The organism is Acidobacteriota bacterium (assembly GCA_038040445.1).
GTDB classification, from domain to species: Bacteria; Acidobacteriota; Blastocatellia; order UBA7656; family UBA7656; genus Onstottus_A; species Onstottus_A frigus.
This window is the reverse complement of sequence record JBBPIG010000028.1, coordinates 24,543-49,959: the sequence shown is the minus strand read 5'-3', so window position 1 is coordinate 49,959 and position 25,417 is coordinate 24,543. Positions and strand designations below refer to the sequence as shown.

Here is a 25,417-nt window from a genome sequence, read left to right as displayed (position 1 = left end):
CTGTTCCAAATCTCTATTCTCGAGCTTCTTTGATTTCGTCTTCGTAGAAGAATGCCGGGCCGCAAGCGACGAGCAGCGTGATAGGTTGATCGCCGGTGTTTTCAAGAGTGTGCCGATGGCCTCGCGGGACGTAGACGGCATCGCCAGCTTCGACGTCACTAGTCTCGTCGCCAACCGTCATCAAGCCACGACCTGAAACGACGTAATAAATCTCTTCGATCTCGCGATGATGGTGTGGAGTCACGGCGCAGCCCGGCGGGAGTATCTCTTCAGCGAGACTGCATTGAGTGATTTCCGACGACGTCCGATCGATGAGCGGCCGAAGCTCGGAGCCGTGAGCCGTATTGATGATGCCGGCGCGTTTGCGGTTTACGATAATCATTGTTTGCCGAGGGACCACCCCTGCGGTTCCTGAGAAGCATTCTGCCACGTGCGGCGAGTTCGATCCAGCACCGTCCTTCGTAAGCGCGTGTCGCGGAGGCGGGCGGTGACCGGCCATTCAGCGCTTTGATTGTCCTTGATCTGGTCAGCGGAAAAGAATAAGATTCTCCCACGCGCACGCCCTCACATGCGCGTGAGAGTTTAACAACCAGGAGTTCATACAGTTGAAGCCCAATCGCAAACCCGCGACGCTTGTAACTTGCCTGTTACTGCTCAGCCTTGCAGTTGCGCAGGGAAGCGATCGAACCAGGCTTTCTCGAGTGCGCAGCGTCTCGCTGCCTTCGTCCGCCATCCTCGACGAGCACGCGCAACCGCTGATCGCCTCGAGCGGCAAAGTCGGCTTCGTCGCGTCGGTCACCGGCGGATCGCTTATCTCATTCAGCTTAACTTCAGGCAGGATTCTTTCATCGGTTGCTATCGGCGAGAGTTTGGGCTCGATATCGATCGTAGAGACGGCCGGTCGCAGGCTGATCGCGGTTCCGGCTGTGAATGATCCCTCGAGCGGTAGTCCTGCGACGGTGAGCGTCATCGATGCGACCAGCGCAAAGCGGCTCGAGTTGAAATCGCTGCTGGTGCTTCCTATCGACGCGCGGATCACGGCCGCAACCGGCGCGGTGCTGACCCGAGACGGACGGTTCTGTCTGATTGCATCGAGCTTCGACGTGCCGACCCTTTACTCGTTCGACGTAGAAACCGGACAGTTGGCTTCTCATCTTGCCCTGATCGGACGGCCATCCGAGATGGCGCTCTATGATGACGGCACGCGGCGAAGGTTGGCGGTTTCGAGCGCCGCCGGGAACAACCTATCGGTGATACGGATCGATGACCAGGGCGAGCTGACATCAGGCGTGAACTTCAACCCGTCGATCGCGCGCTTTGATGAAGCGAACAATCCGGCGTTCAGCTCAGATGGACGATTAGTCTACGTTGCAGCGTCGACCGGCGACCGCCTGTTCGCGTTAGACACCGAGAGCGGCATCATCATCGACAGCATCTCCATACCTTCTCCCGAACGCATAACCGTTGCCACGGGGCGAGACGGAAATGAAATGATAGCGGCGACTCGAATACGGCGGCCATCTAACGCCAAGCGCGGAGGAGTCACGATTATCGCAAATCAGGACGGCCGCCTCGTGGACCTGTCTGAATTCACGCCTCCCGAGGGGGTCGACTTTTCGCTCGCCAACAACGTCGCGTTCAGCGGCGACGCTTCGATAGCGTTCGTCGGATCGACTACGGGGATGCTGTTGGCCTTCAACACCGGCACAGGCGAGTTGGAATCCTATCACGAGGTTGGCAGCGAGCTTCGGCGAATTGCGCTGAGCGAAAAGACGCATTCAATTGCCGCGGTGCGCTCGGCGGCGAGTGGCGACCAGGTGACGATCATCAATTTCGATGTTGTCGGACCCAACGAGACGGACCCGTCAGCTCCGATGATCGAATTGATGTCGCCCGAGGCCGTAGGTCAGGGCAGGCTAAGGAATCTGAAGCTTATAGTCGCCGGGAGGAATTTCACCGAAGGCTCGTCGCTCTTAGTGAACGGTGTCGAGATGGGCGCCGACCTTGTGAGAAGGGGAAGCGCGCTCGAGACCAGGCTGCCCAAAGCACTGTTTGATCAAGTCACCTCGATCAACATTCTGGTCAAGGGCGCCAACGGAGCGCTGTCTCAACCAAGAGAACTGAGAGTGGTAAGACCCGACGCGCCGATGATAGATCGCATCAGCCCGGCCGAAGTGGCCGGACCGAGCACGCCGTTCACGCTCAGAGTGACGGGAAAAAACTTCCGCGCCAGCTCAACAGTAGTCGTTGCCGGCCGGCCGCTCAACACTCAACAAATCAGTACCGGCACGCTGCAAGCCGTCGTTCCCGCGGACCTCGCCGACAGCGTGAAAGCGGGCGGCGTTAAAGTGCAGGTGAGAGATTTGGCGGTGGCGGACCTGGTGTCGGCGAATGAGAAAGAGCTGCGCATCTTTGGTCCGCGCGTAACAGACTTGAAGACGACCGTCAAAAGCGTCGTTGCCGGCGACGGTAGCTTCGGGCTCACGATAGCAGGGTACAACTTCCGAGAAGGGGCTCAGGTCGAGCTGCGGGTTGGTCGCGACGTGTTTACGGCAGTCCAGGTTCAGCGCCTGAACAGCAAGGCTATCAAGCTGGGCGTTCCGACGCATATCTTTCAGGAATCCGGAGACCTCGAGGTGGTCGTGCGCAACCCTGACGGGAGCGCATCCGAGCCGCGCGAACTTGAAGTGCAGGCGCCTGAGATCACCACCTTTGCGCCGGGCAGAATCTTCGCCGGTTCATCCCAGGTGAGGATCGACATCCTTGGTAAGAGCTTCCGCAAGAACGCACGGGTGTACGCCGGAAATGCCCGCGTTGAGAACAAGCACGTGCGCTTCCGGAACAGCTCTCATTTGACCGTAACTCTCACGGCTGATTTGAACAGGCTGCTCGAGAAACCGGACACGCTAAGATTTCAGGTGGTCAACCCGAACGACGCAGACGGCGTGGCTTCAACGAACATGGGGCTGAGCATCGTCGGACCCGAGATCGCAGACGTCTCAATTCAGCCTGTGAAAGATGACGCTTCGCAGGTCCGTGTTGTGATTCGAGGCGCGAACTTCCGCAGAGGCGCAACAGTCGAGTTCTTTAAGTTGGGTATGGAGGACGCTCCGGTCATTCAACAGAAGCCCGAGACGTTGAAGGGCGGTCGGCTGATTGTGGTGGTTCCGGCGAAGAAGCTTGAGCGGATGGGCAGCTTCCAAGTGCGGGTGGTCAACGCCGGAACCGTGTCGGTTCCATCAGCCTTCTTCCGGCCTCGGCAGAGTGAAGTCGCGAGCAGCGATGACGAGTAAGTCAAAGGTTTTAAGAGTCGCGTAAGTTTTGAGAGGCGGGACTTCGGTCCCGCCTTTTGGTTTAGCGCTGCTCTCGATCACCCACCGGCTCGCCAACCGTTTCCGGTCTCCTCAGCACGTAACCCGCGCCCCGAACGGTGTGGATCAGCTTCGGCGAAAAGCTACGGTCTATCTTGTTTCGCAGATAGTTCACGTACACATCGATGACATTCGTGAAGGAGTCGAAGGTTTCATCCCACACGTTCTCTGAAAGTACCGTTCGCGAAAGCACTTGATCCGGGTGCCGCATAAAGCACTCGAGCAGCGCAAACTCTTTGGACGTGAGACTGATCGGCTGATTCGCTCGTGTAACGCGGCGGGTCAAAGGATCAAGGACCAAATCGCCGATTTGTAGCCGGAGACTCACTTCGGCACGGTCGCGCCGGCGCAGGGCTCGAATCCGGGCGAGTAGTTCGGCGAATGCGAAGGGCTTGGTCAAGTAGTCGTCGGCGCCGCTGTCCAGTCCGCTAACCTTCATATCAACCGAGTCGCGGGCAGTCAGCAGCAGAATCGGCGTCGAGATTCGGCTTTCCCGAAGCCTCCGGCAAACATCGAGGCCATCCATTAACGGAAGCGTGATGTCGAGAATGATTAGGTCGTAGGTACCGGTCGAAGCGCGATACAGCCCATCTTGTCCGTCGGTAGAAATGTCAACGGCGGCGCCTTCTTCCTCAAGCCCTCGCTTGATGAAGCTGGCCATCTTGGCTTCGTCTTCGACAACCAGAATACGCATTTGTGTCAGTATAAGAGCGCGAAGAGCACAAGGGCAAAGGGGCGTTCAGGGTTCCGAGTTCAGGGTTCAGGGTTCAGGCTGGGGTTGAGCTTCCCCAAACGACGTCGGACCTCAGGTATCCGAACTCCTCATCTTTTGAGGACTCGGAACTCTGAACCCTGAACCCTGAACTCCACTTAGCCCTTTAGCCCTTAGCTCTTCACCCTCTGTGTTATACTTTCGCTGGTTCTTTGGAGCGGGTTGGACGGTTGCTGGCGCTTACGGTTTCTAGTCTTTGAGATTTCAATTTGAGATTTCAAATCCTGGATCCGCGAGCGCGAGAGGAAAGTCCGAACACCGCAGGGCAACGGACTGGCTAACGGCCAGGCGGGGTGACCCGACGACAAGTGCAACAGAGAAAAGACCAGCCGATGGCTCCTGGGCGGCGGCGAAAGCTGCTTCTTCGGAGATCAGGTGATGGGTGAAACGGTGGGGTAAGAGCCCACCAGCACTGGGTGGTAACACTCCGTGGCTAGGCAAACTCTCCGTGGTGCAAGACCAAATAGGGAGGCGTCATCAGGGCTGCCCGTCCGAAGCGCGCACCGCAAGGTTGTCGCGCTACGACCTCCGGGTAGGTCGCTCGAGCGAGCGGAGTAATCCGCCGCCTAGATGAATGACCGTCGCTGACTTCTGATCGCGCTCGGGTGGCTGTGCCGCTCGGACACATCGGGAGCCGGAACAGGATTCGGCTTACAGACCCGCTCCAGAATCATCGGATGCACCGTAGGTTGTCTAACCTTCGGCTCGTTTCGTAGTTCCGCAGGTTAGACAACCTACGGTACGGTTTTATCGGAGACAAACGTGAACAAGAACAAGTACCTTATCGGCATCATCGGTTTGGCCATCGGATTCATTATCAGCTTCTTTCTCACGCAGAATTACAACAAGAGCAACGCGTCGCCGGCCTCGAATCCGACGCAGCCGGGGATGGCAAGCGCGGCAGGCGGCGGCCAGCAGGCCCAGCAAGCAATGATGGGTCAGGTACAGCAAGTCATCGAGAGCGCCAAGAATAGCCCCAACGACTTTCAAGCGCAGGTTGAAGCTGCGAAGATTTTTAATCAGGTCGGCCGGGTCGCCGAGACCGTCGAATATTTGAACAAGGCGTATGCCATCGACCCGAACCAGTTTAATCAACTCGGGGGCGCGGGCGCCTTCTTAGGTCAGTACTATTTTGACCAGAAGAACTATGCTGAAGCGGAGACATGGTTCAATCGCGCGATCAAGGCCGAACCGAAGGAGGCTGATCTCTACGTTGCGCTGGCTGAAACCTACGTTCAGCGCGAACCGCCGCAACCCGATCAAGCGATCCCGCAGCTTCAACAAGCGCTCGGCATTGATCCCAAGAACGGGCACGCTCTTGGCCATCTTGTTGAAGCCTACGTGTTAAAGAGAGACGCGCGCGCGGCTGAAGAGACGGTCAAACGCCTCAAGGAAACAGACCCGACCAATCAGAGGATCTCTATTTTGGAAACGCTGGTCGCGGACTTGAAGGCTGGCAAGGCGGTGAGCATTCCCAAGGAGTAGGCAAACTGCTGAATTGCGGCGATGCGTTTCGGATTCACGCATCCCGAAGTCGTCAAGCACAATGTTTTTCCGATTCATAGTCTATTGTCTCCTGGCTTACGTCGCGGTTCGTTTAGTCAGGCGGCTTCTGTCTTTGCCGTCTGGCCGCGGCTCTGGCGCAACAACCCGTGAAGGTCGTCCGGCACATATGACCCGGTGCCAGAATTGCGGCATGTACATAACCCACACAAGCGCCTTGCTCGTCGGCGGGCGCGAGTTTTGCTCTAAAGACTGTGCTCAGAAAGTTAACCGGGTTTGATTCCAGCGAAAAAAACTTTGATCTTATTTGGAAGATTCTTGAATCGTCCGCCAAAAACTTTCCGTCAATAATAAGTGGAGGGAAGAGACGAGAGAGCAGGATTTCCCTTCATTGGCCGGCGCTTCGGCAGAGTGGGCCGGGCCAATTGCCAAGCTAGCATTCCAATTGGCGCTAATTGTGAGCGTTCAGGACTGCGCCCCCGTAGCTCGGCGGTGTTCGGCGAAGGCAATACCGTATATGGAGGCAAGGAAGCCACAATGAAAATAAGTGATGTTCTACTACGCCTGGTCGGGGGGAGAACCCCTGGTTGCCCCAATGAAGCTGACATTCTCGCCTATTCCGAAAGCAGACTTCCAGCACACCGCAGTGTCCAGTGCGAGCAGCATTTCGCCGGGTGCGATGATTGCCGGCAAGTCCTGGCTTTTCTTGGACGCTCCGAGGAAGCGGCGGCTCCGCTCACCGAGGAAGCCGTGTCTGCACAGACCGAAAGAGTCCTCGCCTACATACAGAGAGATGAACGCAACCGCCGCAAGCCGGCTCAGAAAGCGCGAGCTGCCGGCGGTTTCTATGTTTCTTATCCGAGACTCGCGTCAGTCGGACTTGTAACATGCGCAATCGCCGCTGCGAGTCTCTTTTTGATTACCAGGGGCCAGGCGCCCGGCCAGGCCGGTATGGAGGCGCTCAGATTGGCCAATAAGGACGTGCGATACATAGAGGCTCGAGTCTCGGGTGGATTCAATCACTCTCGCTACGCGGGCGTGACTCGAGGCGGTGATCGTCACGATGACGAGCTGCAGTTCAACCTCGCCCTCATCAAACTGAAATCGGCCATGGATGTGACCGCTCCAGTCGACGATAGACACGTGTTGGCTCGCGTTTATCTGGCGCGCGGAACACGGGCCGATGCCCGGCAGGCGCTCGAGATTCTGAATCAACTGGCCGCCCGCGGAGTCGAAACGCCCGAAGCGCTCAGCGACACGGGTGTGGCGCTTCTACAACTGGATAGGTACTCCGACGCTATCGAGTATTTCAGCAAGGCTCTGGCGAAGTCTCCCCCTTACGGCGAAGCTCTCTTCAATAGAGCTCTTGCTGAAGAGCGCGCCAATCGCAATGACGACGCGCGGCGGGACTGGAAGCAGTTCATCAGCCAGGCATCGAATGATAATTGGAAGACTGAAGCAATTGGAAGACTGAAGCAATTGGAAAACTGAAGCGATTGGAAAACTGAAGCCATGCGCTTGAATTCGCTCAGCCGCCTGGCGAAGCAAGCGTGACGTCCGACCGCCGTCTATGCCGTAGATTCTCCAATCTGCCTGTTCGCTACTTCAACCACGCATCCCCGATCACGATATCGACCGCGACGGGCACGCTGCGGATGAACTCCCGTGCTGCTTCCATCATTTCGCGATCGAGAATCGCCGCGCACTCCTCGGCCTGTGCCTCGGCCACTTCGATGACAATCTCGTCGTGAACGCAGTTCACGATTTTCGCGTCCAGCGGCTTGAGCGCATCATACAGCAGCGCCAACGCGCGCTTGATGATGTCCGCCGATGAGCCCTGAATCGGCGCGTTCTTTCCGAGCCGCTGAGTAGCGCCCACCTGGCTGCGATCATTCGCGTCGAAACTGAAATAGATCAACCGGCCCGAGCGTGTGCGGCTTTCGCGATCCGTCACCGCTCGGTCGGCCGCATCTCGCAGGAACGCGGCCACTCCGCTATACGCATCGAAGTATTTCCGTAACAGTATCTCGGCCTCGTCGAGCGAGCATCCGATTCGCGCGCCTAACCCCTGAGCGCCCAGTCCGTACATAATTCCGTAGTTGAGCTGCTTTGCCGCCGCGCGTTGATCCTTGGACACCTGTTCCAGCGGGATGCCGAACATCTGACTGGCAGTCACGCAATGTAAGTCCTCGCCAGACAGCAGGGCTTTAACCAGCGCGGTGTCTTGGGACCAATCGGCGAGTATGCGCAGCTCGATCTGCGAATAGTCCGCGATCACAAGCTTGCGGCCCGATGGCGCGCGAAAGCACGAGCGATATTCGGGCGTGTTGGGTACCTGCTGTAGATTTGGGTCAGAGCAACTCATGCGTCCGCCAGTGGCGCCCATTTGCCTGAAGTCCGCGTGGATGCGTCCGGTGACGGGACTGACGTGTTCGAGCAGCGCAAGACCGTAGCTCGAAAGAAGCTTCTGGACACTACGATATTCCAAGAGCTTTTCGATCGCGGGATGATCCTTTGCAAGCGCTTGAAGGTGCAAGCTTCGCGTGCCTTCAACCTTGATGCCCATGTGGGCAAGCGCGTCCGTTATCTGCGTCGGACTATCGAGGTTGATGTTTGGCGGCTCGCCGAACAGCGTGAGCTGGGGAATCCCCGCTGCCAGCTCACGTTTCAGCTCATCGGACAACACCTCGTGCGCGCGCTCGAGACCGGCTACGAGCCGGCGCCAGCAATCCACATCAAGCGCCATGCCTGCGAGCTCCATCGCCGCGATAGGCAGGACGCAATCAAACTCGAGCCTGGCCACTTCCTCCAGGTTCAGTTCATGAAGGCCGGCCGAAAGTTTCTCGTAGAGCGGCAACATCAACGCCGCATCCTTCGCCGCGTACTCGTATTGAGCGTCGGTGAGCTCCCGCGACCAGTCGCTAATCTGGAGGGATTTGTCCACGAGCTCGCCGAGATGACGATCGCTAACAGCGGCGAGGCCGTGCCCGCCTTCGTGTCGACCGGCGCCGATCAACTGGCTCGCCAGCAATGTGTCGAACAGCCCGCGCGTTTCGAGATCGAAGTGATGAAGCAGCATCTTCACATCGAACTTGGCATTGTGGAGAGTTTTGATCGGCTTGGTCGATGACAGCAGCTCGCGCAGCCCCGCGTGTCTCATCGCCGGAAGCTGAAAGAGGTCGATGACGAAGCTCTGTTCGGGAGTTGCAAACTGAAGCAACCTCACTCTGCCCTGAAGGGGATCGAGCGAGGTAGTCTCGGTGTCGACACCGATGATCTGATGGCGAGAAATGGCTTCCAGAGCCTTTTCCAGGGCTGGCTCCGTGGTAACGAGTTGAAAGGGCGCCCTGCTCACTCTGCTTTGCCTCGCTTCACGCCTTCGGCTGTCGCATGCTTGATCCCGCGCAAAAGGGCCGTTCGGGCTCGATCGGACGCTCGCTTGAGAAAGTCACACGTGCTCGATATAGTTGAGATTCTTACATCAAGGTTGGACACAATCAAGCACCCGAAGTCCCAACGTCATGTTAACAGCTAGTCCAAGCGAGCCCACAACACAACGAACCAGGCAGCGGCGCGAGGAGTTCATGCGCCGGATACACGGCGGCATCGCGATATTCCCTACCACGCCGACCGCTCTTCGCAACTCGGACGTCGAGCACGAGTATCGTCAGGACACGGACTTCTATTACCTCACTGGTTTCGAGGAACCGAATGCTGTCGCCGTGCTCGCACCGAACCATCCCGAGCACAAGTTCGTCCTGTTTGTTCAACCAAAGGACCGCGAGCGCGAAGTGTGGACCGGCTGGCGCTCCGGAGAAGAGGGGGCGAAACGTGAGTACGGCGCTGATGCTGCGTTCACTATGGACAAGCTGGATGAAGAACTGCCTAAACTTGCCGAGAAGGCTGATCGGATTTATTACCGCTTTGGCGGCGATCCATCATTCGACGAGCGGCTGATCGGTTTGATGCGCCGGTTCCAGCGCCAGCGGCAGCGAGAAGGGACAGGCCCGAACTCGGTGATTGACCCCGCGGAGCTGCTGCACGAAATGCGGCTGATCAAAACCCCTGATGAGCTCGAACTGCTTCGCCGAGCTGTAGACATCACATGCGAAGGTCATCTTGCCGCGATGCGCGCTATGCGCCCCGGCGCTTACGAATACGAGATCGAGGCCGAGCTGCGCTATATGTTTCGCAAGAAGGGGAGCCCTCGCTCCGGGTATCCGCCCGTTGTAGCGTCGGGCGCAAACGCGACCGTGCTCCACTACACCACGAACAACCGGCGGATCGAGGACCGCGATCTCGTGCTGATTGATGCGGGGGCCGAATTCGGCTACTACACGGGCGACGTAACCAGGACATGGCCGGCGCGGGGGAGCTTCACTGAGGATCAGGCCTTGCTGTATCAGCTAGTGCTCGACGCGCAGGTCGAAGCCATCAAAGCGGTGCGGCCCGGAGCTACATTCATCGAGCCTCACGACCGAGCCGTCCGTGTGCTAACGGAAGGATTGATGCGGCTCGGCTTGCTCGAAGGCGAGATCGATAAGCTAATCGAAGAGGAAGCGTTCAAGAAGTTCTACATGCACCGAACCAGTCACTGGCTTGGAATGGACGTGCACGACGCTGGGCCATACAAAGTCGCGGATGAATGGCGCCGGCTTGCGCCGGGAATGGTTATGACAATTGAGCCCGGTCTTTACATTGCTGAAGACGCGGAAGGCGTCGACCCCCGCTATCGAGGAATTGGCATCCGCATCGAAGACGACGTGCTCGTGACTGAACAGGGAAACCAGGTACTTTCAGCGCGTGTGCCGAGAACCATCGAGGAGATCGAAAGCGCTATGACGGGCTCGAGCTCCGGCGGGTAACCGCGCAGGGAGTGATAAGGAGAGAGGATGCTTCGGAGGCAATTGATGGCCGGCTTCGTGACACTGCTAATGTCGCTGACCGCTTATGGTCAAGTTCCTCAGCAGTCAATGAAGGGTTATGAGCTCTACAGTTGGAAGGTCAAAGGCAAATGGCATTATTCGCTTTTCGTCGGGACCAACCGCGCGAAAACCTATGGAGAAATCACATCCCGGGGCGCGGAGCGCATAGGGATCGAAGCGCTTGAAGCTGAACTCAAAAAGATTCCAAGAGGCGGAGAGGTGTTTTGGATGGGCGATGCGCCTGCCGGCGCGAGAAGGCCGGCAACGGATCGGGCTATCGATTTCAAGCACCCGTCCCGCAAGCGCATAGAGAGCGTGAGAGCGATTTGCGACAAGTTAGGCATCCAGCTTAGGCTTGCTTGAGCGACCGGACTTTTTAAGACTTGACCCGCCAACGAGACGCGCCGTCATATAGAATCCGCTTTTGACAATGCTCTCTTCCTCTGGTTACTATCTCCTCGTTCACAGTATGTCTGCCGAGGTTGCTCGCGGCGTTTTTGTTAGCGCGAGACGAGCAACGCGGGGGAACCAAAGCCCAGCCAGGAGCTGGGCACGGGGCGCATCGAGCAACGCGGCTTTAGCCGCGGATCTCGTAGGACACTTCCAGTCCGAGCCCGTCAGCTAACCTCGTAGGCTAAAAGGAAGGGCATTACGCCGCGACGAATCATACGGAGCGAGGGCGCCTCGCACCGTTCATGATCTGCACCTCGCGCGGCTAATTCCCTCTGTAAAAGTTAAAGAGCATTTTCGTTCGGTGGACGAGCGAGGTCTACTCTTAACCTTAGAGGAGATAGCCTTCTATGAACACTAGAGCAAGCAAACGGAGAGGTGTATGCGTGGCATTAGTCACCTCATTCACGGTGCTTTTCATCATAAGCGCGCTTCAGGGGTGCGGAAGCCCGTCGGGCAAGGGCGGCAACAAGGTCACGCTGATTCTCGGCGGCTATACGACGCCGCGCGAGGCATATGGCAAAGCTGTCATTCCCGCGTTCCAAAAATACTGGAAGGACAAGACCGGGCAAGATGTTGAGTTCCAGGAATCCTACCAGGCCAGTGGCGCCCAGTCTCGCGCGATCATCGGCGGGTTTGAAGCCGACATCGCCGCGCTCTCGCTCGAAGGCGACATAGATAAGATCGCCGAAGCCGGTCTCATTACCCACGACTGGAAAGCGAAGCCTAATCACGGAATGATCAGCAGCTCGATTGTTGTCATCGCTGTGCGTCAGGGGAATCCGAAAGGCATAAGAGACTGGCAGGACCTCGCTCAACCGGGTCTGAACGTGCTGACTCCCGATCCGAAAACATCAGGGGGCGCACAATGGAACATCAATGCCATTTACGGCGCGGCGCTCCGAGGCTTCACGGGGGTTGCCAAGGACGACAAGGCTGCTGCATCCGAGTTCCTCAAGAGCATTCTTCGAAACGTTTCGATCATGGATAAAGGCGCGCGCGAGTCAATCACCAACTTCGAGAAGGGCATCGGCGACGCTGCGATCACATACGAGAACGAGGTCCTCGTTGGGCGACAGGCGGGGCAGACCTACGACTATGTGGTCCCACATTCGGTTATTTTGATCGAGAACCCGGTCGCGCTCGTTGACAAGAATGTCGATAATCACGGCGCGCGCGAAGTCGCCGAAGCTTTTGTTCAATTCCTTTGGACGCCGGAGGCGCAGCGTGCGTACGCAAAATTTGGCTTGAGGCCCGTCGATCAAACCGTTGCTCAAGAAGTCAGTGCTCAATTCCCGGCTGTCCAAGATCTTTGGAAAATAGACTATCTGGGCGGGTGGACAAGAGTGATCGACGAGATATACGGACCGCAAGGCGTCTATTCGAAGGTCACCGAGGAGCTTCAGAAGTCGCGATGAGTAGCGCGCAAGCAAATCTCAATACTCCCAGGCCGGCCGCTTCGGCTCGCGCTCTATTGCCCTGGGGAAAGTGGGGGCTGAGGGCCACAGCTTTTGTCTATCTCGGCTTCATGGTAGTGCTGCCTCTGACTGCGATCGTTCAGAACGGGTTCGCCGGCGGGCTTACAGCGTTTTGGGGCGACGTGACAAACGCCACGGCTTTTGCCGCGCTAAAATTGACGCTGATGACTGCAGCTATCATCACGATCATCAACTCGGTGATGGGCACGCTCACCGCTTACGTGCTGGTTCGGTTTCCGTTTCCCGGAAAAGGCCTGCTCAACGCAATCATCGACATGCCGTTTGCGATTCCAACTCTAGTGACCGGAGTGATGCTGGTCGCGCTTTACGGCCCGCAGCGCACGGTCGGTGCGTGGCTCAATGCGCACGGCATTCAGGTCATCTTCGCGACCCCCGGAATAGTGCTCGCGCTACTGGTCATCACTTATCCGTTTGTCATTCGCGCCGTGCAACCCGTGTTGATGGAGTTGGAAAAAGGACAAGAAGAAGCAGCCTACACGCTCGGCGCGTCAAAGTGGACGACGTTCCTGCGGGTGGTGTTACCGACGATTGCACCGTCCATCATCACAGGGTCATTGTTGTGCTTCGCGCGAGCGCTCGGCGAGTTTGGCTCGGTCGTCGTAGTCGCGGGGAATATTCCCGGAGTCACGCTCACCGCGCCGGTGTACGTGTTCGGGCAAATCGAGTCGCAGAACCAGCGCGGAGCCAGCGCGATGTCAATCCTTCTGCTGGTGCTCTCATTCACTTTGATTGTGACTGTCGAGTGGCTTCAGGGCCGCAACAAGGAAAGTCATGTCTCGGGTTGATATGAACAGCCTTCACCGCAGAGGCACAATAGACAAAGAGGCTACGCAGACGAAAAGCTCGGCGCCGCCTCCGCGTTCTCAGCGGCTTGGCGGTGAAGGGGCTTCCGGCAATAACGCTCTCGGTTTCGCGCGCGCGAGGATCATCGAGGTAGCGCTGATCGCGATTGTCGTGTTGTATGCCGCGGGGTTGCTGGTAGCTCCGCTGGTGGCGATTATCTCGGGCGCTTTCGGGGAAGGTGCTGGCGCGTTTTGGCGCGAGTTGACCTCGGTCGATGCGCTCAGTTCCCTCAAGCTGACTCTGATGATGGCCGTCGGCGCGACCGTCATCAACACGTTGTTTGGACTTTGCATCGCGTGGGTATTGGTGCGCGACCAGTTCTGGGGCCGGCGGATTCTCAACGGGCTCGTTGACATGCCGTTCGCGGTCTCGCCGGTAGTAGCCGGCTTCATGTTGATACTTTTGTTTGGCAGGACCGGATGGCTTACCCCTTTAACGGACGCGCTCGGAATCAAGGTAGTCTTTGCTTTGCCCGGGATTCTGCTTGCGACGATCTTCATATCTTTGCCGTTCGTGATACGCGAAGTCGCGCCGGTCTTGAGCCAGGTCAGTCTCGATCAAGAAGACGCGGCATTAACCATCGGTGCGAGCCGGCTGCAGACCTTCTGGCATGTCACCGTGCCGGCGATACGCTGGGGATTGCTCTATGGTGTGTCGCTCACCTTTGCGCGCGCGGTCGGCGAGATCGGCGCGGTCCTGGTTGTAAGCGGCGGCGTGAGCCGCTTGACCGAAACGTCCACTCTTTTCATCTACCGATCGCTTGATGACCGCAACTACGTCGGCGCGAACGCAATGGCGGTGCTGCTGGCGGCGATATCGTTCGTCATCTTGATGGGGATCGAGTTTCTCAAGAAGCGAACCGAACATACACGCATCCTTTAAGCCTTGGTCCTCAACGACTGCGCCGAGAACCCATTCATGGAAACAAGGAGAGCCTTATGAACTTCGATAGAAAGCCATCCCTCTTTCATCTGCTCCTCGCGATCTTCGCGCTGCTTGTCCCGCTGGCTTCAGCGCAGGCGCAAGCGAACAAGTCAGAAGCGCCGGCAGTTTCGAATCAAAAGCCGGAACAGCAAAGCGACACGAGCGGGGCGTCAGAAATGGAGCAGTTGAAATCACAAGTGAAACAGCTTCAAGCGCTCATTGAACAGCAGCAGCGCGCGCTGGCGACTATTCAAAAGCGCCTCGACGAAACGGACGGTAAAGCGCGAGCGGCAGCGGCGGTGTCCTCAACGGGACTCGATGGAACTGTCGGCGTATCCGCGGACCTTCGCACCGCATCGCTCCAAGCCGGCCAGGCGCCCAAGGATGCGCCTGCCGCGAGCCAGGCGAAGGCTCAAGATAAGCCGGCAGTCGTTGCAGGGTGGGATAGGAATCATGCCTTTCTGCGCAGCGCTGACAGCAGCTTCGAGACTTATATTGGAGGATACGCGCAACTCGATGGCCGCGCTTATCAATCGGGCGATCATCCTCCTAACACTTTTCTGATCCGGCGCGCCCGATTAGCGGCGGAAGGCAAAGTAGCGCGCTACTTCGATTTCAAACTCGAAGGCGACTTCGCCGACACGAGCGGCACTTTGCTGCGAGACTTCTATGTGAACATTCATCGCATCGATGAGTTTCAACTTCGCTTCGGGCAATTCCGGGTGCCCATCAGCCAGGAGGAGATTAGAACCGACAGCTTTCAGGATTTCGTCGAGCGTTCGATGGTGAATAACCTCGTGCCAAGTCGTAGTCCCGGCTTGATGGCTTGGGGTACTCTAAACTGGACGAAAGACGAGATCATCCAAACTGGGGAGTTCGAGTACTATATCGGCGCCTTCAACGGCAAAGGGCTGCTCGCGAATAATAACAACGGAACTCCCGAAACCGCGATTCGTTTGCGATTCGCTCCCTGGAGAAACGGGAAGGGTTTCATCAGCAAAGGATTCATCTTTGGCGGCGCGTTTACTCAAGGTCGCAGCCTGGGAGGCACAAGTGTGCGAGGGCAAACCGAAAGCCGGAGCTTCAGCTTCTTCACTCCCGATACGATCAATGGAAAATACATTCGGGCAAACGGCGAGATGACCTGGCTGCTCGGACCCGCAGTTATCCGCGCCGAGTATGATCAAACGAATCAGCGCCGTGACAACCTCGGCGTCGCCGGCCGAAACCTTCCGGGCGTCGTCGCTAAAGGGTATACGGCGCAGTTCACTTACATGCTGACCGGCGAAGATAAACCCGAAGCCGGAACGCTTACGCCAAAGCATAACCTGTTCAGCGACGGAAAAGGCTTGCACCGTTTTGGCGCGTGGGAGTTGAAGTTCCGATATGCCAACCTTCAGATCGCTGACAGCACGGCGAAGTCGAATCGCGCAGAGTCGTTTTACTTCGGCCCGAACTGGTATATGAACCGCTACGTGCGATACATGCTCGACATCGGTTTTGAGCGATTCAAAGATCCGGCGCGCTCGCCCAAACCCGGCGATAGAAACTTTTTCGTCGTTCTCAGCCGCGTTCAAGTGGCGTTTTGAGCGATGCTGAAGTATGAATAGTGAAGGCTGAATTGAATGATGGCTTCATCGTTCATCATTCAGCCTTAATCGTTTTCCAGGATTTCGATGTCAATTGTTCTTGAAGAAATATCGAAGCGCTACGGTAATCAGTGGGTGGTCGACAACGTCTCGCTGGAAGTGGCGGATAAGGAGTTGTTCGTGCTGCTCGGGTCGAGCGGGAGCGGCAAGAGCACGGTGTTGCGAATGATCGCAGGCTTGAACCAGCCCACCAGCGGAAGGATATTGCTGCACGGAACGGATGTAACTCATTTGCCGCCGCAGAAGCGGGGCGCCGGATTCGTCTTTCAAAACTACTCGATCTTCCGTCACATGACCGTTGCAGAGAACATCGAGTTTGGACTGCGAATCCGAAAGACGCCAAGGGAGGAGCGCACTCGGCGTCGAGAGCAGTTGCTGGAGCTGGTTGGGCTCGCAGGAATGGGCGGCCGCTATGCGCATCAGCTCTCGGGGGGCCAACAACAGCGCGTCGCGCTTGCCCGCGCGCTGGTTTATGAACCGAATGTGCTGTTGCTGGACGAACCGTTCGGCGCGTTGGACGTCAAGATTCGTTCGCAGCTAAGACGCAGCCTGAAGGAGATTCAACAGCGGCTCGGCGTGGCAACCATTCTCGTCACCCACGACCAGGAAGAAGCATTCGAGCTGGCCGACCGCATCGGAGTGCTCGAACGCGGCCGGCTGCTCGAGGTCGGCGCGAGCGAAGCTTTATATGCGCGTCCACGGTCTTTGTTCGCGGCCACGTTCCTCGGCGCAGGAACGGTGCTGGTCGGTCGAGCTGAACAGGGACAAGCGCGATTCGGCTCTCTCACCCTGCCTATACCTGTCGAGAGCCCACACGACGAAGGCGCGCGCGTGCAGTTGCTTTTCCGCCCGGAGCAGGTGGTCCTCGACTCGGATGTTTCGCCTCCAGAGGCGCCCGTGGTAGGGAAAGGGACGATCATCGAAGAAAGTTTTGCCGGACCGTTGCGCCGCGTGCGAGTGAGATTGCCCAGGCCCGCCGGAACGCGGCAGCTTGCTCCACCGCCGCCGTTCGGCGAAGAGTGTTTGCTGATCGATGCGACCTTGCCATCCGAGGTTCAGGTCAACGGAAAGGAAGTGTGGGTTGGCGTGCGGGCGTGGACGATTCTGGATCAACCCGACGCGCACTTGCTCGCGTGCGATCCGGGTGAAGGCTCGACGGCGCCGCTTGCGATCACCCGCTTGCTCGCCGAGCGATTGCGAGGTTCGATAACGGTATTGGCCGTAGCGGAGGACCCGGACAAAGCCGAGGCCTTGCGAGCGAAGCTCACCGAGCGGGTGAAAGCCGAGTCATTGGCTGAAGCCGCGCTGCGCGTCCGCTTCGGGAATGCAGCGGAACAGATCGCTGCCGAGCAAGCTGCATCGCTTTACGAAATGTTGGTGATGACGGCTCGCGCGCGGTCGCGGCCTTCGCGAATCCCTGTGCTCGAAGCCAGAGCGATGGCGCGGCAGCTAGGTGAAACCTTGATGACCGTGCTGCGGCACGCGGATATTCCAGTGCTCATCGCGAAGGGAGAGCGGACCCGTCTCGATCGCGTATTGATTTGCACGGCGGCAGGCGAGCCCGGCAAGAGCGATGTCCGTGTGGGCGGACGATTGGCGCGACGCGTGGGAGCAAAGGTCACGTTGCTGTACGTAGCAAGGGAATCGGGGGAAGTGACTCCGCTCGCGCGCAGTCACCTGGATCGCGCGGCGGCGACGCTAAAGGCAATCGATGTTGAATGCGAAGTGCGAATCAGGAGCGCGGCGACTCCCATTGCCGGAATACTGGCCGAGGCCGCGGCGGGAGATCATGATCTGATAGTCATCGGCGCTCATGGCCCGGGCTCTCGAAGTCGTTTCAAACTCAACGACGTGATGCTTCAAGTGGTGGCGACGGTACAACGCCACGTACTCGTTGTCCCGCCCGACAGGGTTTGATGCATGCGCTTCACTAATGATGGAGGTATCCGCGCAAATCGGCCGAATCAGTGTCATCCGTGGTCTATGCGGCGCTGGCAATGCGATTATTACGAACTCATAGACCACCGATCACACGGGGTTGACGGATTCGCACCGATTTCGTACCCGTTTGATCGATAGCTCGATAGCGCAAACCGCGAGGTCAAAGATTGGCGAGCAAGCAAGAGAAAGAGCACGCACGCAAGATCATCTCGCGTCTCAAGAAGGCATATCCCGACGCGAAGTGCAGCTTGAACCACAGCAATCCGCTCGAGCTGTTGATCGCAACGATACTCTCGGCTCAATGCACCGATCTGCGCGTCAACATCGTCACCGCCGATCTGTTCAGGAAGTACCGCTCGTGTGCCGACTACTTGAAGGTTCCCACCAGCGAGCTTCAGGACGACGTTCGCACCACCGGGTTCTTTCGCAACAAGACGAAATCGATTCAGGGCGTTTGCAGGGTCCTGAGCGAGAAGGGCGACCGGGTCCCCGAAACGATTGAAGAACTCCTGGAGCTTCCGGGTGTGGCTCGCAAGACGGCGAACGTGGTGCTCGGGAACGCATTCGGAATCGCGAGCGGCATCGTTGTCGACACTCACGTATCGCGGTTGTCACAGCGGCTCGGCCTCACCACAAATAAGCAGCCTGAGAAGATCGAGCGCGACCTTGTGGAGATTGTCCCAAAGAAAGACTGGATTGATTTCTCGCACCTGCTGATCTATCACGGGCGGCAAATATGCAAAGCCCGCAAGCCCCTGTGCGAGAAATGCGTTTTAGAAAAGTACTGCCCTTCCTCTCGGCTGAAGACCGGCAAAGAGCCTGCTTGAGATGCGCTACGTCACCACTTCAGCGGACGCTCGTCGTCTTCCAACCAGTCGCGAGTCATATCACACCACAGGGCCAGCCCGCGCCATTCATCGAATCGCGAGTAGTATCGCTCGATCTTTTGGTCTGAAGTTTTGCGCGCGCCGTTGCGAATGCGAGCGAACTTGCCTCGAACCCATGAATCGAGCGCGAGACCGTCGTAACGGCCCACAAGTTTCAAGATGTTCTCCGCGGCATAATCGCCTACGCCTTTGACGCGCTTTATCTCGCGCTTCAGCTCGGCCGTGGCCAGCTCGCTTGTCAGCCAACTCTCAGCGTCTATGTCTCCGCCCACCACGCGCTCGGCAAGTTCCTTCAAGTAAGGCGCTCGATAGCCCGCTCGAACTTCTTCGCGGTAGAACGCTTCAGTCGCCGAAGCCATCGCTTCCGGCGTTGGAAACGCGCGGCGGCCGTCGTTTGACTCGCGACCCAGCGCGGCGACAAGTCCATTGATCATCTTGTCGGTGAGCGCCCAGGAACAGTTGGTCGTACAGATCATCTTCACCAGGTCTTCAAACACGGTAGGCGCTCTAAGCATTCGCCCGGCGCCGGAGTTTGCGATCCACGAAAAATCAGGATCGCGTGCTACCGCGTCGTAGAAGCGCGTCATATCGTCGTCGAGCCTGAGCATGTGCCTCACGTCGCGAGTGATCTTTTCAATCGCGCGCAGTCCAACGCTGCGCCCGAGGTTGACCTTGACGGCTCGACGGCCTTCGGAGATTGCGACGGTGAGGGGCCGGGCTTTGCCGAGATCGATGACTCTTGAGAGCGTCCAGTTGCTCTTGTCTAGCTCGAAGGGCGGCAGGTCATACCAGCCGTGACTGATCGCGGTGCGTTTGAAGTTGAAGGTGAGAGGAATGGGGATCGAGAGTTTCATAAAGAGTGACCAGTCGCTCGTTGTCCTACATCAGTCTTCCGGTTTCTTGAGTGGGCAACATCCAGGCGCCTGACTCTCCGGGCGCCTGATTCTAACACGCGTCACTGAAGATGCCTGGCTGGATACCATCGTGCTTTAGCCGATGGAGTTTCAGCTCCTGGAACCAAGGCGGCAGACGATGCGGATTCGAGGGGATACCATCGTGCTTTAGCCGATGGAGTTTCAGCTTTAGCCTAACAGACGACTTGCGGCTCCAGGATACCATCGGGCTTTAGCCGATGGAGTTTCAATTTCAGCCGTTACAGATGGAAGGAATGTGCTTCTCTTCCTGGTACGTTAGGCTGAAGTTGAAGCTCCATCGGCTAAAGCCCGATGGTATCTGGGGCACGCACGTCTTGTTAGGCTGAAGTTGAAGCTCCATCGGCTAAAGCCCGATGGTATCCATGCGGCTTTCCACCGACTGCCAGTGGGTGGGATTCGCGCAAGACACTTTTCTGGTCGTTCCACTCCTAATCACCCCCAGAGTATGAGATCGATGTACCGGAAATTTGCAAACAAAACCCAATCCAATATAATCAAGCAGCGACGGCTAAGTCGCCGCGATCATCGCTGGAAAGTTTGCCAGCAGGATCACTCAGCGGCATCCAGATCATCGATCGCACAGGTATTACTCCCGACGCGTCAATCGGCTCACAAGTTCTTATGGAAATAATAAATCGGATTCCCAGAATGGTGTCCACCAGTCGCGAGCTGCGAAGCAAAGGAACGCGCATCGGCCTCGTGCCTACCAGAGGCGCGCTTCACGAAGGGCATCTATCGCTTATGAGCCGGGCGCGAGAGTTGTGTGAAGCGGTGATTGTTTCGATCTGTCTTGACCCCCGATCTGATGAAGGCTCGGATGAAGGCTCGGAGGAACCCCGTGTGGATCTCGCCCGCGATGCTGAGTTGGCCTTTACTCGCGGAGTCGATCTTATCTTCGCGGCTGCCGCGGAGGACATGTTTGCGCAAGGCTTTTCAACTTTCGTGACAGTCGAAGGGCTGAGTGAAAAGCTCGAGGGGGCACGCCTGCCCGGTCATTTTCGCGAGGCCACGACTGTGGTGAACAAGCTGCTCAACATCGTCCACCCTCATTTCGCATTCTTTGGACGCAAAGACGCCCAACAGGTCGTCATCGTGAAGCGAATGGTCCGAGAGCTTGCAATGGATGTTGAGATAGTTGTTTGCCCTACGGTGAGGGAAGAGGACGGGCTAGCGCTGTCACCGATGAACGTTAATCTGTCTACCGAAGAACGAAAGGCCGCGATCGTGCTGCGCCGTGCGCTGGAGCGCTGCCAATCACTTTGCAATGGAGGCGAGCGGGATGCTGCGCGACTGGTTGCTTCAATGCGGTCGATGATCGAAGCTGAGCCGCTCGCTCGCATCGACTACGTTGGGATCACGGATACTGAACGACTGGATCCAGTGGATACGATTTCTGCCGTCTCTCCCACGCTGGTGTCGCTGGCCGGGTACATCGGCGCGACGCGGCTGACTGACAACATCGTGTTGAATGGCGAGCTGTAGCTGGTTAAGTGGGACGGCACAACTTCCGATTAGGTTGATCGAGGTGCAGCATGGAGTGCCATCATCGGGGAATTCAAACTGTTGGATTAGGAAATATCGGCCGCCGATGTCCTTGGCTTCATAGTCATCGCCGTCATCAAAAGAGACTTGATAGTAATCACCAGCTTCTGATGCCGACGCATGTTTGAATGTCTTCTCAATCATATCATCCTAATCACCGCCGCATTTCAGCGGGTCTAACGATCAGGTTCACCGGGGCCCGCGCCACGGCCCTGAATGAAACGGACTGTCTCAGCGGCGCGGGCTCCGATGCAACCGCTAGTTGTTAGCCCGCGGCCGTCGCTCGGCAGACGCGAATTGTGTGGTTATCACGTTCTCGTACTCGAACTCATCGCCGCCTTCAATGCTCCACGTCACCCGGCACGGCGTGCTAAAGAAGCACCATACGCATGCCGGCACACAGGCTGGCTCGCGAACGCATTGCGGCCTGTCCGATGAGATCTTGTCGGATGTCAGCTGCGCTTCAGCCCGTCGCGCCAGGCGATGGCTTCGAGTTCGACCCGGACTGCGTCTTCGACGGCAATCACGGGGCGCGCCTGGAATTCGAAAGCCGGGTACGTCGAGCAGAACTTGTGAACGGCCAACGGATCGTCGCAGTCCACTAACACGTGCCCACCCCACTCGCCCACTCGCACTACGAACAGCTCGATCTTGAATCCGGCGGGCGCCTTCCATTGACCGAACACCTCGAGTATCCGCTTCTGGGCATTCTCGTACTCCGCAGGCGAACCTTGCGGGCGTTCGAACCAGCTGATCATGTACTTCATTGGCATCCTCCTCGATTGAGTTGAAATCCTCCGAACGACTGCTGTTTGGACGGGCTAACGTTCGGGTGACCGAGCGCGCGTGTAACATTCAAGGTTCATGTCAACACTCGGTCGCGCGCTTCGGTCCACCCTGGGAGTTAGGCCACGTCTTTCTTGTGAGCTTCCATGTACGCTCGCAATAGCGCATTGATCCGAGTCTGGTAGCCTCGCCCCTGCTTGCGGAACCAATCCAGCACTTCGAGATCGACCCGTATTGTCAACTGCGCCTTGGGTGGAACCGACTCAAGACCGCGTCGCACAATCGCTCGTGCGAACTGTTCCGGCGTTACCTGCGGAATGTCGCGAGTATCGATCTCGTCATCAGTCATGGCTGACAACCGCTTGAAATCACTGCCCAATTTCTTTGTAGTAGCCTTCTTCCTCATAGCTCGTCGCTCGTCATGCCGAGATATATCGGATCACCTCGTCAGTTTCAGTGTGGGCGATGGCCAGGACGACGCCTTGGAGCAACGCAAACGTAACGAAGCGATGCTCGCCGTAGTCAAAGCGGTCATCCAAAACCGTCACCGTGTCACCCGCAAAAATAGGATCGAGGTCAGCGAAGTCGACGCCGTGCTTTTCAAGGTTCGACTGCCGCTTCCTCTCGTCCCATTCGAATCGCACGCGAACGAGTGTAGCTACACCGCGTAGGTACGTCAACTCCGAGCCTTTTGCGGGCGCAGGTGGCATAACGAGAACAAGATCAGCTACAGGCGGAGCCTGTTAGCTGCATCGCATGGTTAGGCGCTTTGGTGGGGAATGAATAGTAAGCCAAATCCAATGAGGACATAAAAGCTGAGGCAAACAATGCCAGATACAGTGTCGCTAAAGAAATGAAATATGTCTGCGGAAAAATACCTTGCCATGTCGGGAGACGCCCAAACGCAGAAGAACGAAAGCATCGCGAGCGCAGAAAGGGCTGAAGCACTCAGCAAGACAATGCCTGTATCGCGTCGCGTGTGACTGAAGCCTCGGAAGAAAGCTCCGAGCAGAAGGAATACAACCGCCGGAATACTGAAAACAGCGATGATGACTGCCTTGATGTGCCAAGGAGGTTGGTTGACGAAGGCGAGGATGTTCACCACGTAAAAAAAGAACGCAGACAATGCTAGCGTGGATCTAAAAAACTCGAGGGAGACTAATCCAGCTCGGCTAGTCTGGCCCGGACCAAATCCTTCACTAATTCTCTATCGATTTCCCAATCGACAGGGACCTGAAAGCAGTTCTTCAATACCACAAACTTCCCCAACCTCACCTTAAAGTCTTCAATTACACGAGAACTCCAGGGTGAAAATGTTAGATGATGCTTGTAGGCACAAACGCCAACTACATACTTCCCATTCCGGTGGATGGTAGGTACGTTCCAGGAAATTTTGGACTCTAGTTCCGGAAATTGGGTAAGAATCAAATCAATTACGGACCTGAGGGTCCTTTCTTTCGTAGGGTCCAGTGAGGCTAAATATTCCTCAACTGAATTGAATTTTGGGGAGTTCATTTCTTTCCGCCAGAAGTATTGAGAGCGACGGCCGCGCGGATGAGCGCCTTGAACGCATTCGCGTCAATCTCCTCACCCTCGTGAATGTCGATGGCGCGCCTTGCGTTCCCGTCAAGGCTCGAGTTGAAGAGCTTGGCAGGATCTTTCAAGGAAGCGCCCTTAAAGAAGGTCAGCTTCACTATCGACTTGTACGACTCTCCCGTGCAGATGCCCCCGTCATGGGACCATATCGGGGTCCCCATCCACTTCCACTCTTCCACAACATCAGGGTCGGCCTCCCTGATGAGGGCGCGCATCCTTGCTAGTGTATCGCCTCTCCAGTCCCCCAACTCGGCAATCCTTTCGCTGATTAGTTTGGAGGCCGCCTTGCCTGCTGCCTTTGGTTGACTCTTCATCTTCCTACCTTTCGTTGGGGATAGGCCGCATTGCCCACGTTTCCAACGTCCGATAACACTACGTTAGGTTGTAGGAAACAGGTGTAATAGTTTTTTTTCATAAAGCGGGTTTTAGCGCCTAACGGCATCATTAACCGGGCCGCGCCTGGAGTCTTGGGGTCAAGCGAAGCCTCCGTTGGCGCGGCTCCGGTTGAATGGGTGTTAGGTGTCTGTATTTGGGTAGCAGCCTCGGCAGGGTAACTCATCCCGCCTGACCTGACTAACTCAGCCGCGCGGCAGCGTGTACCAAGAACTTCAGGTTGCGCGTGCCGCACCGTAGCCTGGCCCGCCTTGCCACCGCTAGCTTAAAACCCCTGCTAGCTTAAAACCCCTTACGAGTGGGCGGGCAAGGCGTCTACAAAATAAGCCGCGCGTGCCGCCCGTGTCCTGACATCGTTTACCCTTTCCGCTCAACCTGTAACCTTCAGACGCCTAACATGAATTAGGAGGCCTGAGCGCCGCCATCAGCGGGGTTCGTTCGGCAGCATTCTGACGCCTACTTCGCCGAGCGGCAGAACAGTATGGGAACAAAAGCTCCAGATAAACATCGCGATACCGCCCGCGATGCCTGCAAGTATGATTCTCATTTCTTTTTTCCTAAGTGGTGGTTTTCAGTTTACCGCCCATAATCGTCATTGGAATTAGAAGCGCCGTAAAGATAACGTGATACCAAATGGGAACATACGGCCAGGACAGAACCACCTTCAGTAAACCAAAGGCCACCAGCAGAAAGCCGAGGACTAGCGGCGCGCGTTTGTTTTCACCGGCGATCAGCGCGGCCAGAAATCCGGACATCACCGAGACTATTGAACCGAGGACAATATGCATGAGAAGAAGCGTCGTGTCCGCTGTGAACTGACCGCCATTGGCAACGGCCGCTTCGAACGCGAGTTGATGAGCGCCGTACCACTCCGGCCAAATGGCCGAAAGAACCTTCTCGCTTCCGACCCAAACTATCGACCAAGCAAAAAATCCGGCAATGACGCCCAAAACGATTCGTACCATAGATTTCCCCTATTTATTTCTTTGAAATGTCTTCACCAAGAATCAGCGCGTAACCGTTTGGGTCCTTTATCCCAAACTCACGCATCCGATAGGCCATGTCCTGCGGTGGGAACATTACTTCAGCTTTATCTTTCAGGCTGCCCCAAAGCTCATCGATGTTCGATACGTGCAGATTGAGCGAGCCAGTCATCACGATTCCGGGAATATCGACTCGCAAGTTCGGGTGTGCCCGAGCGAATCGCTCCAGTGAAGTGTCCGGAGCACCGGCCGCGCGTTGGTCGGCTCTCCCCTTCAGCTTGCTGAGCGCCCAGATCGACAACGGAATAGTGAGGGCGCCACCGCCGATCAGAATTGCCAGGAACTCGCATGTCACAGCCTTGTACGCCTAACGTTTTACATCACCGGCTCGCCGAAGGCGAGTCCGGTGCATGTAAGG

The 25,417-nt window shown here is 57.1% G+C and carries 23 protein-coding genes, 1 other RNA gene and 1 riboswitch; of the genes, 13 read left to right on the top strand and 11 right to left on the bottom strand.

Going from position 1 to position 25,417, the window contains the following annotated elements:
* Nucleotides 1-13: 13 nt before the first annotated feature.
* Nucleotides 14-382: a cupin domain-containing protein gene (locus AABO57_23970; protein ID MEK6288786.1), complete on the bottom strand. Its 369-nt coding sequence runs from the start codon at nucleotides 380-382 to the stop codon at nucleotides 14-16.
* A 223-nt stretch (nucleotides 383-605) separates the two neighbouring features.
* Here AABO57_23970 and AABO57_23965 point away from each other — a divergent pair, with 223 nt between their 5' ends.
* Nucleotides 606-3,293 (top strand): hypothetical protein, encoded by a 2,688-nt coding sequence (locus AABO57_23965; protein MEK6288785.1) that lies wholly within the window; start codon nucleotides 606-608, stop codon nucleotides 3,291-3,293.
* A gap of 61 nt (nucleotides 3,294-3,354) precedes the next feature.
* Here the strand turns inward: AABO57_23965 and AABO57_23960 are convergent, their stop codons facing one another.
* Nucleotides 3,355-4,065, bottom strand: coding sequence for a response regulator transcription factor (locus AABO57_23960; protein MEK6288784.1), 711 nt, complete (start codon nucleotides 4,063-4,065; stop codon nucleotides 3,355-3,357).
* A gap of 232 nt (nucleotides 4,066-4,297) precedes the next feature.
* Here AABO57_23960 and rnpB point away from each other — a divergent pair.
* The 3 genes from rnpB to AABO57_23945 all read left to right on the top strand — a co-directional run bounded on the left by rnpB (nucleotide 4,298) and on the right by AABO57_23945 (nucleotide 7,137).
* Nucleotides 4,298-4,813: RNase P RNA component class A (gene rnpB, locus AABO57_23955), an RNA gene on the top strand.
* A gap of 92 nt (nucleotides 4,814-4,905) precedes the next feature.
* Nucleotides 4,906-5,628: a tetratricopeptide repeat protein gene (locus tag AABO57_23950; protein MEK6288783.1), complete on the top strand. Its 723-nt coding sequence runs from the start codon at nucleotides 4,906-4,908 to the stop codon at nucleotides 5,626-5,628.
* 555 nt (nucleotides 5,629-6,183) lie between these two features.
* The gene (locus tag AABO57_23945; protein ID MEK6288782.1) at nucleotides 6,184-7,137 is read left to right on the top strand and encodes a tetratricopeptide repeat protein; all 954 of its coding nucleotides are present in this window, start codon (nucleotides 6,184-6,186) and stop codon (nucleotides 7,135-7,137) included.
* A 109-nt stretch (nucleotides 7,138-7,246) separates the two neighbouring features.
* Here AABO57_23945 and AABO57_23940 read toward each other — a convergent pair whose 3' ends face one another.
* Nucleotides 7,247-9,001 carry a DNA polymerase gene (locus AABO57_23940; protein ID MEK6288781.1) on the bottom strand — a complete coding sequence of 585 codons (1,755 nt, stop codon included), beginning with the start codon at nucleotides 8,999-9,001 and terminating at the stop codon, nucleotides 7,247-7,249.
* 166 nt (nucleotides 9,002-9,167) lie between these two features.
* Here AABO57_23940 and AABO57_23935 point away from each other — a divergent pair, with 166 nt between their 5' ends.
* The 8 genes from AABO57_23935 (at nucleotide 9,168) to nth (ending at nucleotide 18,704) form a co-directional block, all read left to right on the top strand.
* Nucleotides 9,168-10,511, top strand: a complete 1,344-nt coding sequence (locus AABO57_23935) for an aminopeptidase P N-terminal domain-containing protein (protein ID MEK6288780.1) — start codon at nucleotides 9,168-9,170, stop codon at nucleotides 10,509-10,511.
* 27 nt (nucleotides 10,512-10,538) lie between these two features.
* Complete coding sequence (locus AABO57_23930; GenBank protein MEK6288779.1) at nucleotides 10,539-10,934, top strand: hypothetical protein; 396 nt, start codon at nucleotides 10,539-10,541, stop codon at nucleotides 10,932-10,934.
* Between the two features lie 101 nt (nucleotides 10,935-11,035).
* Nucleotides 11,036-11,222, top strand: a riboswitch (cyclic di-AMP (ydaO/yuaA leader).
* A gap of 149 nt (nucleotides 11,223-11,371) precedes the next feature.
* Complete coding sequence (locus AABO57_23925; GenBank protein MEK6288778.1) at nucleotides 11,372-12,439, top strand: sulfate ABC transporter substrate-binding protein; 1,068 nt, start codon at nucleotides 11,372-11,374, stop codon at nucleotides 12,437-12,439.
* Nucleotides 12,436-13,305, top strand: a complete 870-nt coding sequence (gene cysT / locus AABO57_23920; protein ID MEK6288777.1) for a sulfate ABC transporter permease subunit CysT — start codon at nucleotides 12,436-12,438, stop codon at nucleotides 13,303-13,305. Before AABO57_23925 ends, cysT begins: the two co-directional genes overlap by 4 nt.
* Before the next feature lies 1 nt (nucleotide 13,306).
* Nucleotides 13,307-14,245, top strand: coding sequence for a sulfate ABC transporter permease subunit (locus AABO57_23915; protein ID MEK6288776.1), 939 nt, complete (start codon nucleotides 13,307-13,309; stop codon nucleotides 14,243-14,245).
* 56 nt (nucleotides 14,246-14,301) lie between these two features.
* Nucleotides 14,302-15,876, top strand: coding sequence for a porin (locus AABO57_23910; protein ID MEK6288775.1), 1,575 nt, complete (start codon nucleotides 14,302-14,304; stop codon nucleotides 15,874-15,876).
* Nucleotides 15,877-15,963: 87 nt separating this feature from the next.
* Complete coding sequence (locus AABO57_23905; GenBank protein ID MEK6288774.1) at nucleotides 15,964-17,853, top strand: ATP-binding cassette domain-containing protein; 1,890 nt, start codon at nucleotides 15,964-15,966, stop codon at nucleotides 17,851-17,853.
* 191 nt (nucleotides 17,854-18,044) lie between these two features.
* Nucleotides 18,045-18,704, top strand: coding sequence for an endonuclease III (gene nth / locus AABO57_23900; protein ID MEK6288773.1), 660 nt, complete (start codon nucleotides 18,045-18,047; stop codon nucleotides 18,702-18,704).
* 11 nt (nucleotides 18,705-18,715) lie between these two features.
* On the opposite strand, the gene AABO57_23895 is transcribed toward nth, so the two are convergent.
* Entirely contained in the window at nucleotides 18,716-19,618 is a 903-nt protein-coding gene (locus AABO57_23895; protein ID MEK6288772.1) for a Fe-S cluster assembly protein HesB, read from the bottom strand.
* 618 nt (nucleotides 19,619-20,236) lie between these two features.
* Here AABO57_23895 and panC point away from each other — a divergent pair.
* A complete protein-coding gene (gene panC / locus AABO57_23890; protein MEK6288771.1) occupies nucleotides 20,237-21,181 on the top strand; it encodes a pantoate--beta-alanine ligase in 945 nt (314 codons plus the stop codon).
* Nucleotides 21,182-21,693: 512 nt separating this feature from the next.
* Here the strand turns inward: panC and AABO57_23885 are convergent.
* The 7 genes from AABO57_23885 to AABO57_23855 form a co-directional block, all read right to left on the bottom strand.
* Nucleotides 21,694-22,008 carry a DUF3303 family protein gene (locus tag AABO57_23885; GenBank protein ID MEK6288770.1) on the bottom strand — a complete coding sequence of 105 codons (315 nt, stop codon included), beginning with the start codon at nucleotides 22,006-22,008 and terminating at the stop codon, nucleotides 21,694-21,696.
* 137 nt (nucleotides 22,009-22,145) lie between these two features.
* Nucleotides 22,146-22,433 carry a BrnA antitoxin family protein gene (locus AABO57_23880; protein ID MEK6288769.1) on the bottom strand — a complete coding sequence of 96 codons (288 nt, stop codon included), beginning with the start codon at nucleotides 22,431-22,433 and terminating at the stop codon, nucleotides 22,146-22,148.
* Nucleotides 22,434-22,446: 13 nt separating this feature from the next.
* Nucleotides 22,447-22,671: a BrnT family toxin gene (locus AABO57_23875; GenBank protein ID MEK6288768.1), complete on the bottom strand. Its 225-nt coding sequence runs from the start codon at nucleotides 22,669-22,671 to the stop codon at nucleotides 22,447-22,449.
* Nucleotides 22,672-23,538: 867 nt separating this feature from the next.
* Nucleotides 23,539-23,937 (bottom strand): DUF1801 domain-containing protein, encoded by a 399-nt coding sequence (locus AABO57_23870; GenBank protein ID MEK6288767.1) that lies wholly within the window; start codon nucleotides 23,935-23,937, stop codon nucleotides 23,539-23,541.
* A gap of 503 nt (nucleotides 23,938-24,440) precedes the next feature.
* Nucleotides 24,441-24,563 (bottom strand): hypothetical protein, encoded by a 123-nt coding sequence (locus AABO57_23865; protein ID MEK6288766.1) that lies wholly within the window; start codon nucleotides 24,561-24,563, stop codon nucleotides 24,441-24,443.
* A 10-nt stretch (nucleotides 24,564-24,573) separates the two neighbouring features.
* Nucleotides 24,574-24,981, bottom strand: a complete 408-nt coding sequence (locus tag AABO57_23860; GenBank protein ID MEK6288765.1) for a hypothetical protein — start codon at nucleotides 24,979-24,981, stop codon at nucleotides 24,574-24,576.
* A 13-nt stretch (nucleotides 24,982-24,994) separates the two neighbouring features.
* Nucleotides 24,995-25,354, bottom strand: a complete 360-nt coding sequence (locus AABO57_23855) for a hypothetical protein (protein MEK6288764.1) — start codon at nucleotides 25,352-25,354, stop codon at nucleotides 24,995-24,997.
* Nucleotides 25,355-25,417: the final 63 nt, after the last annotated feature.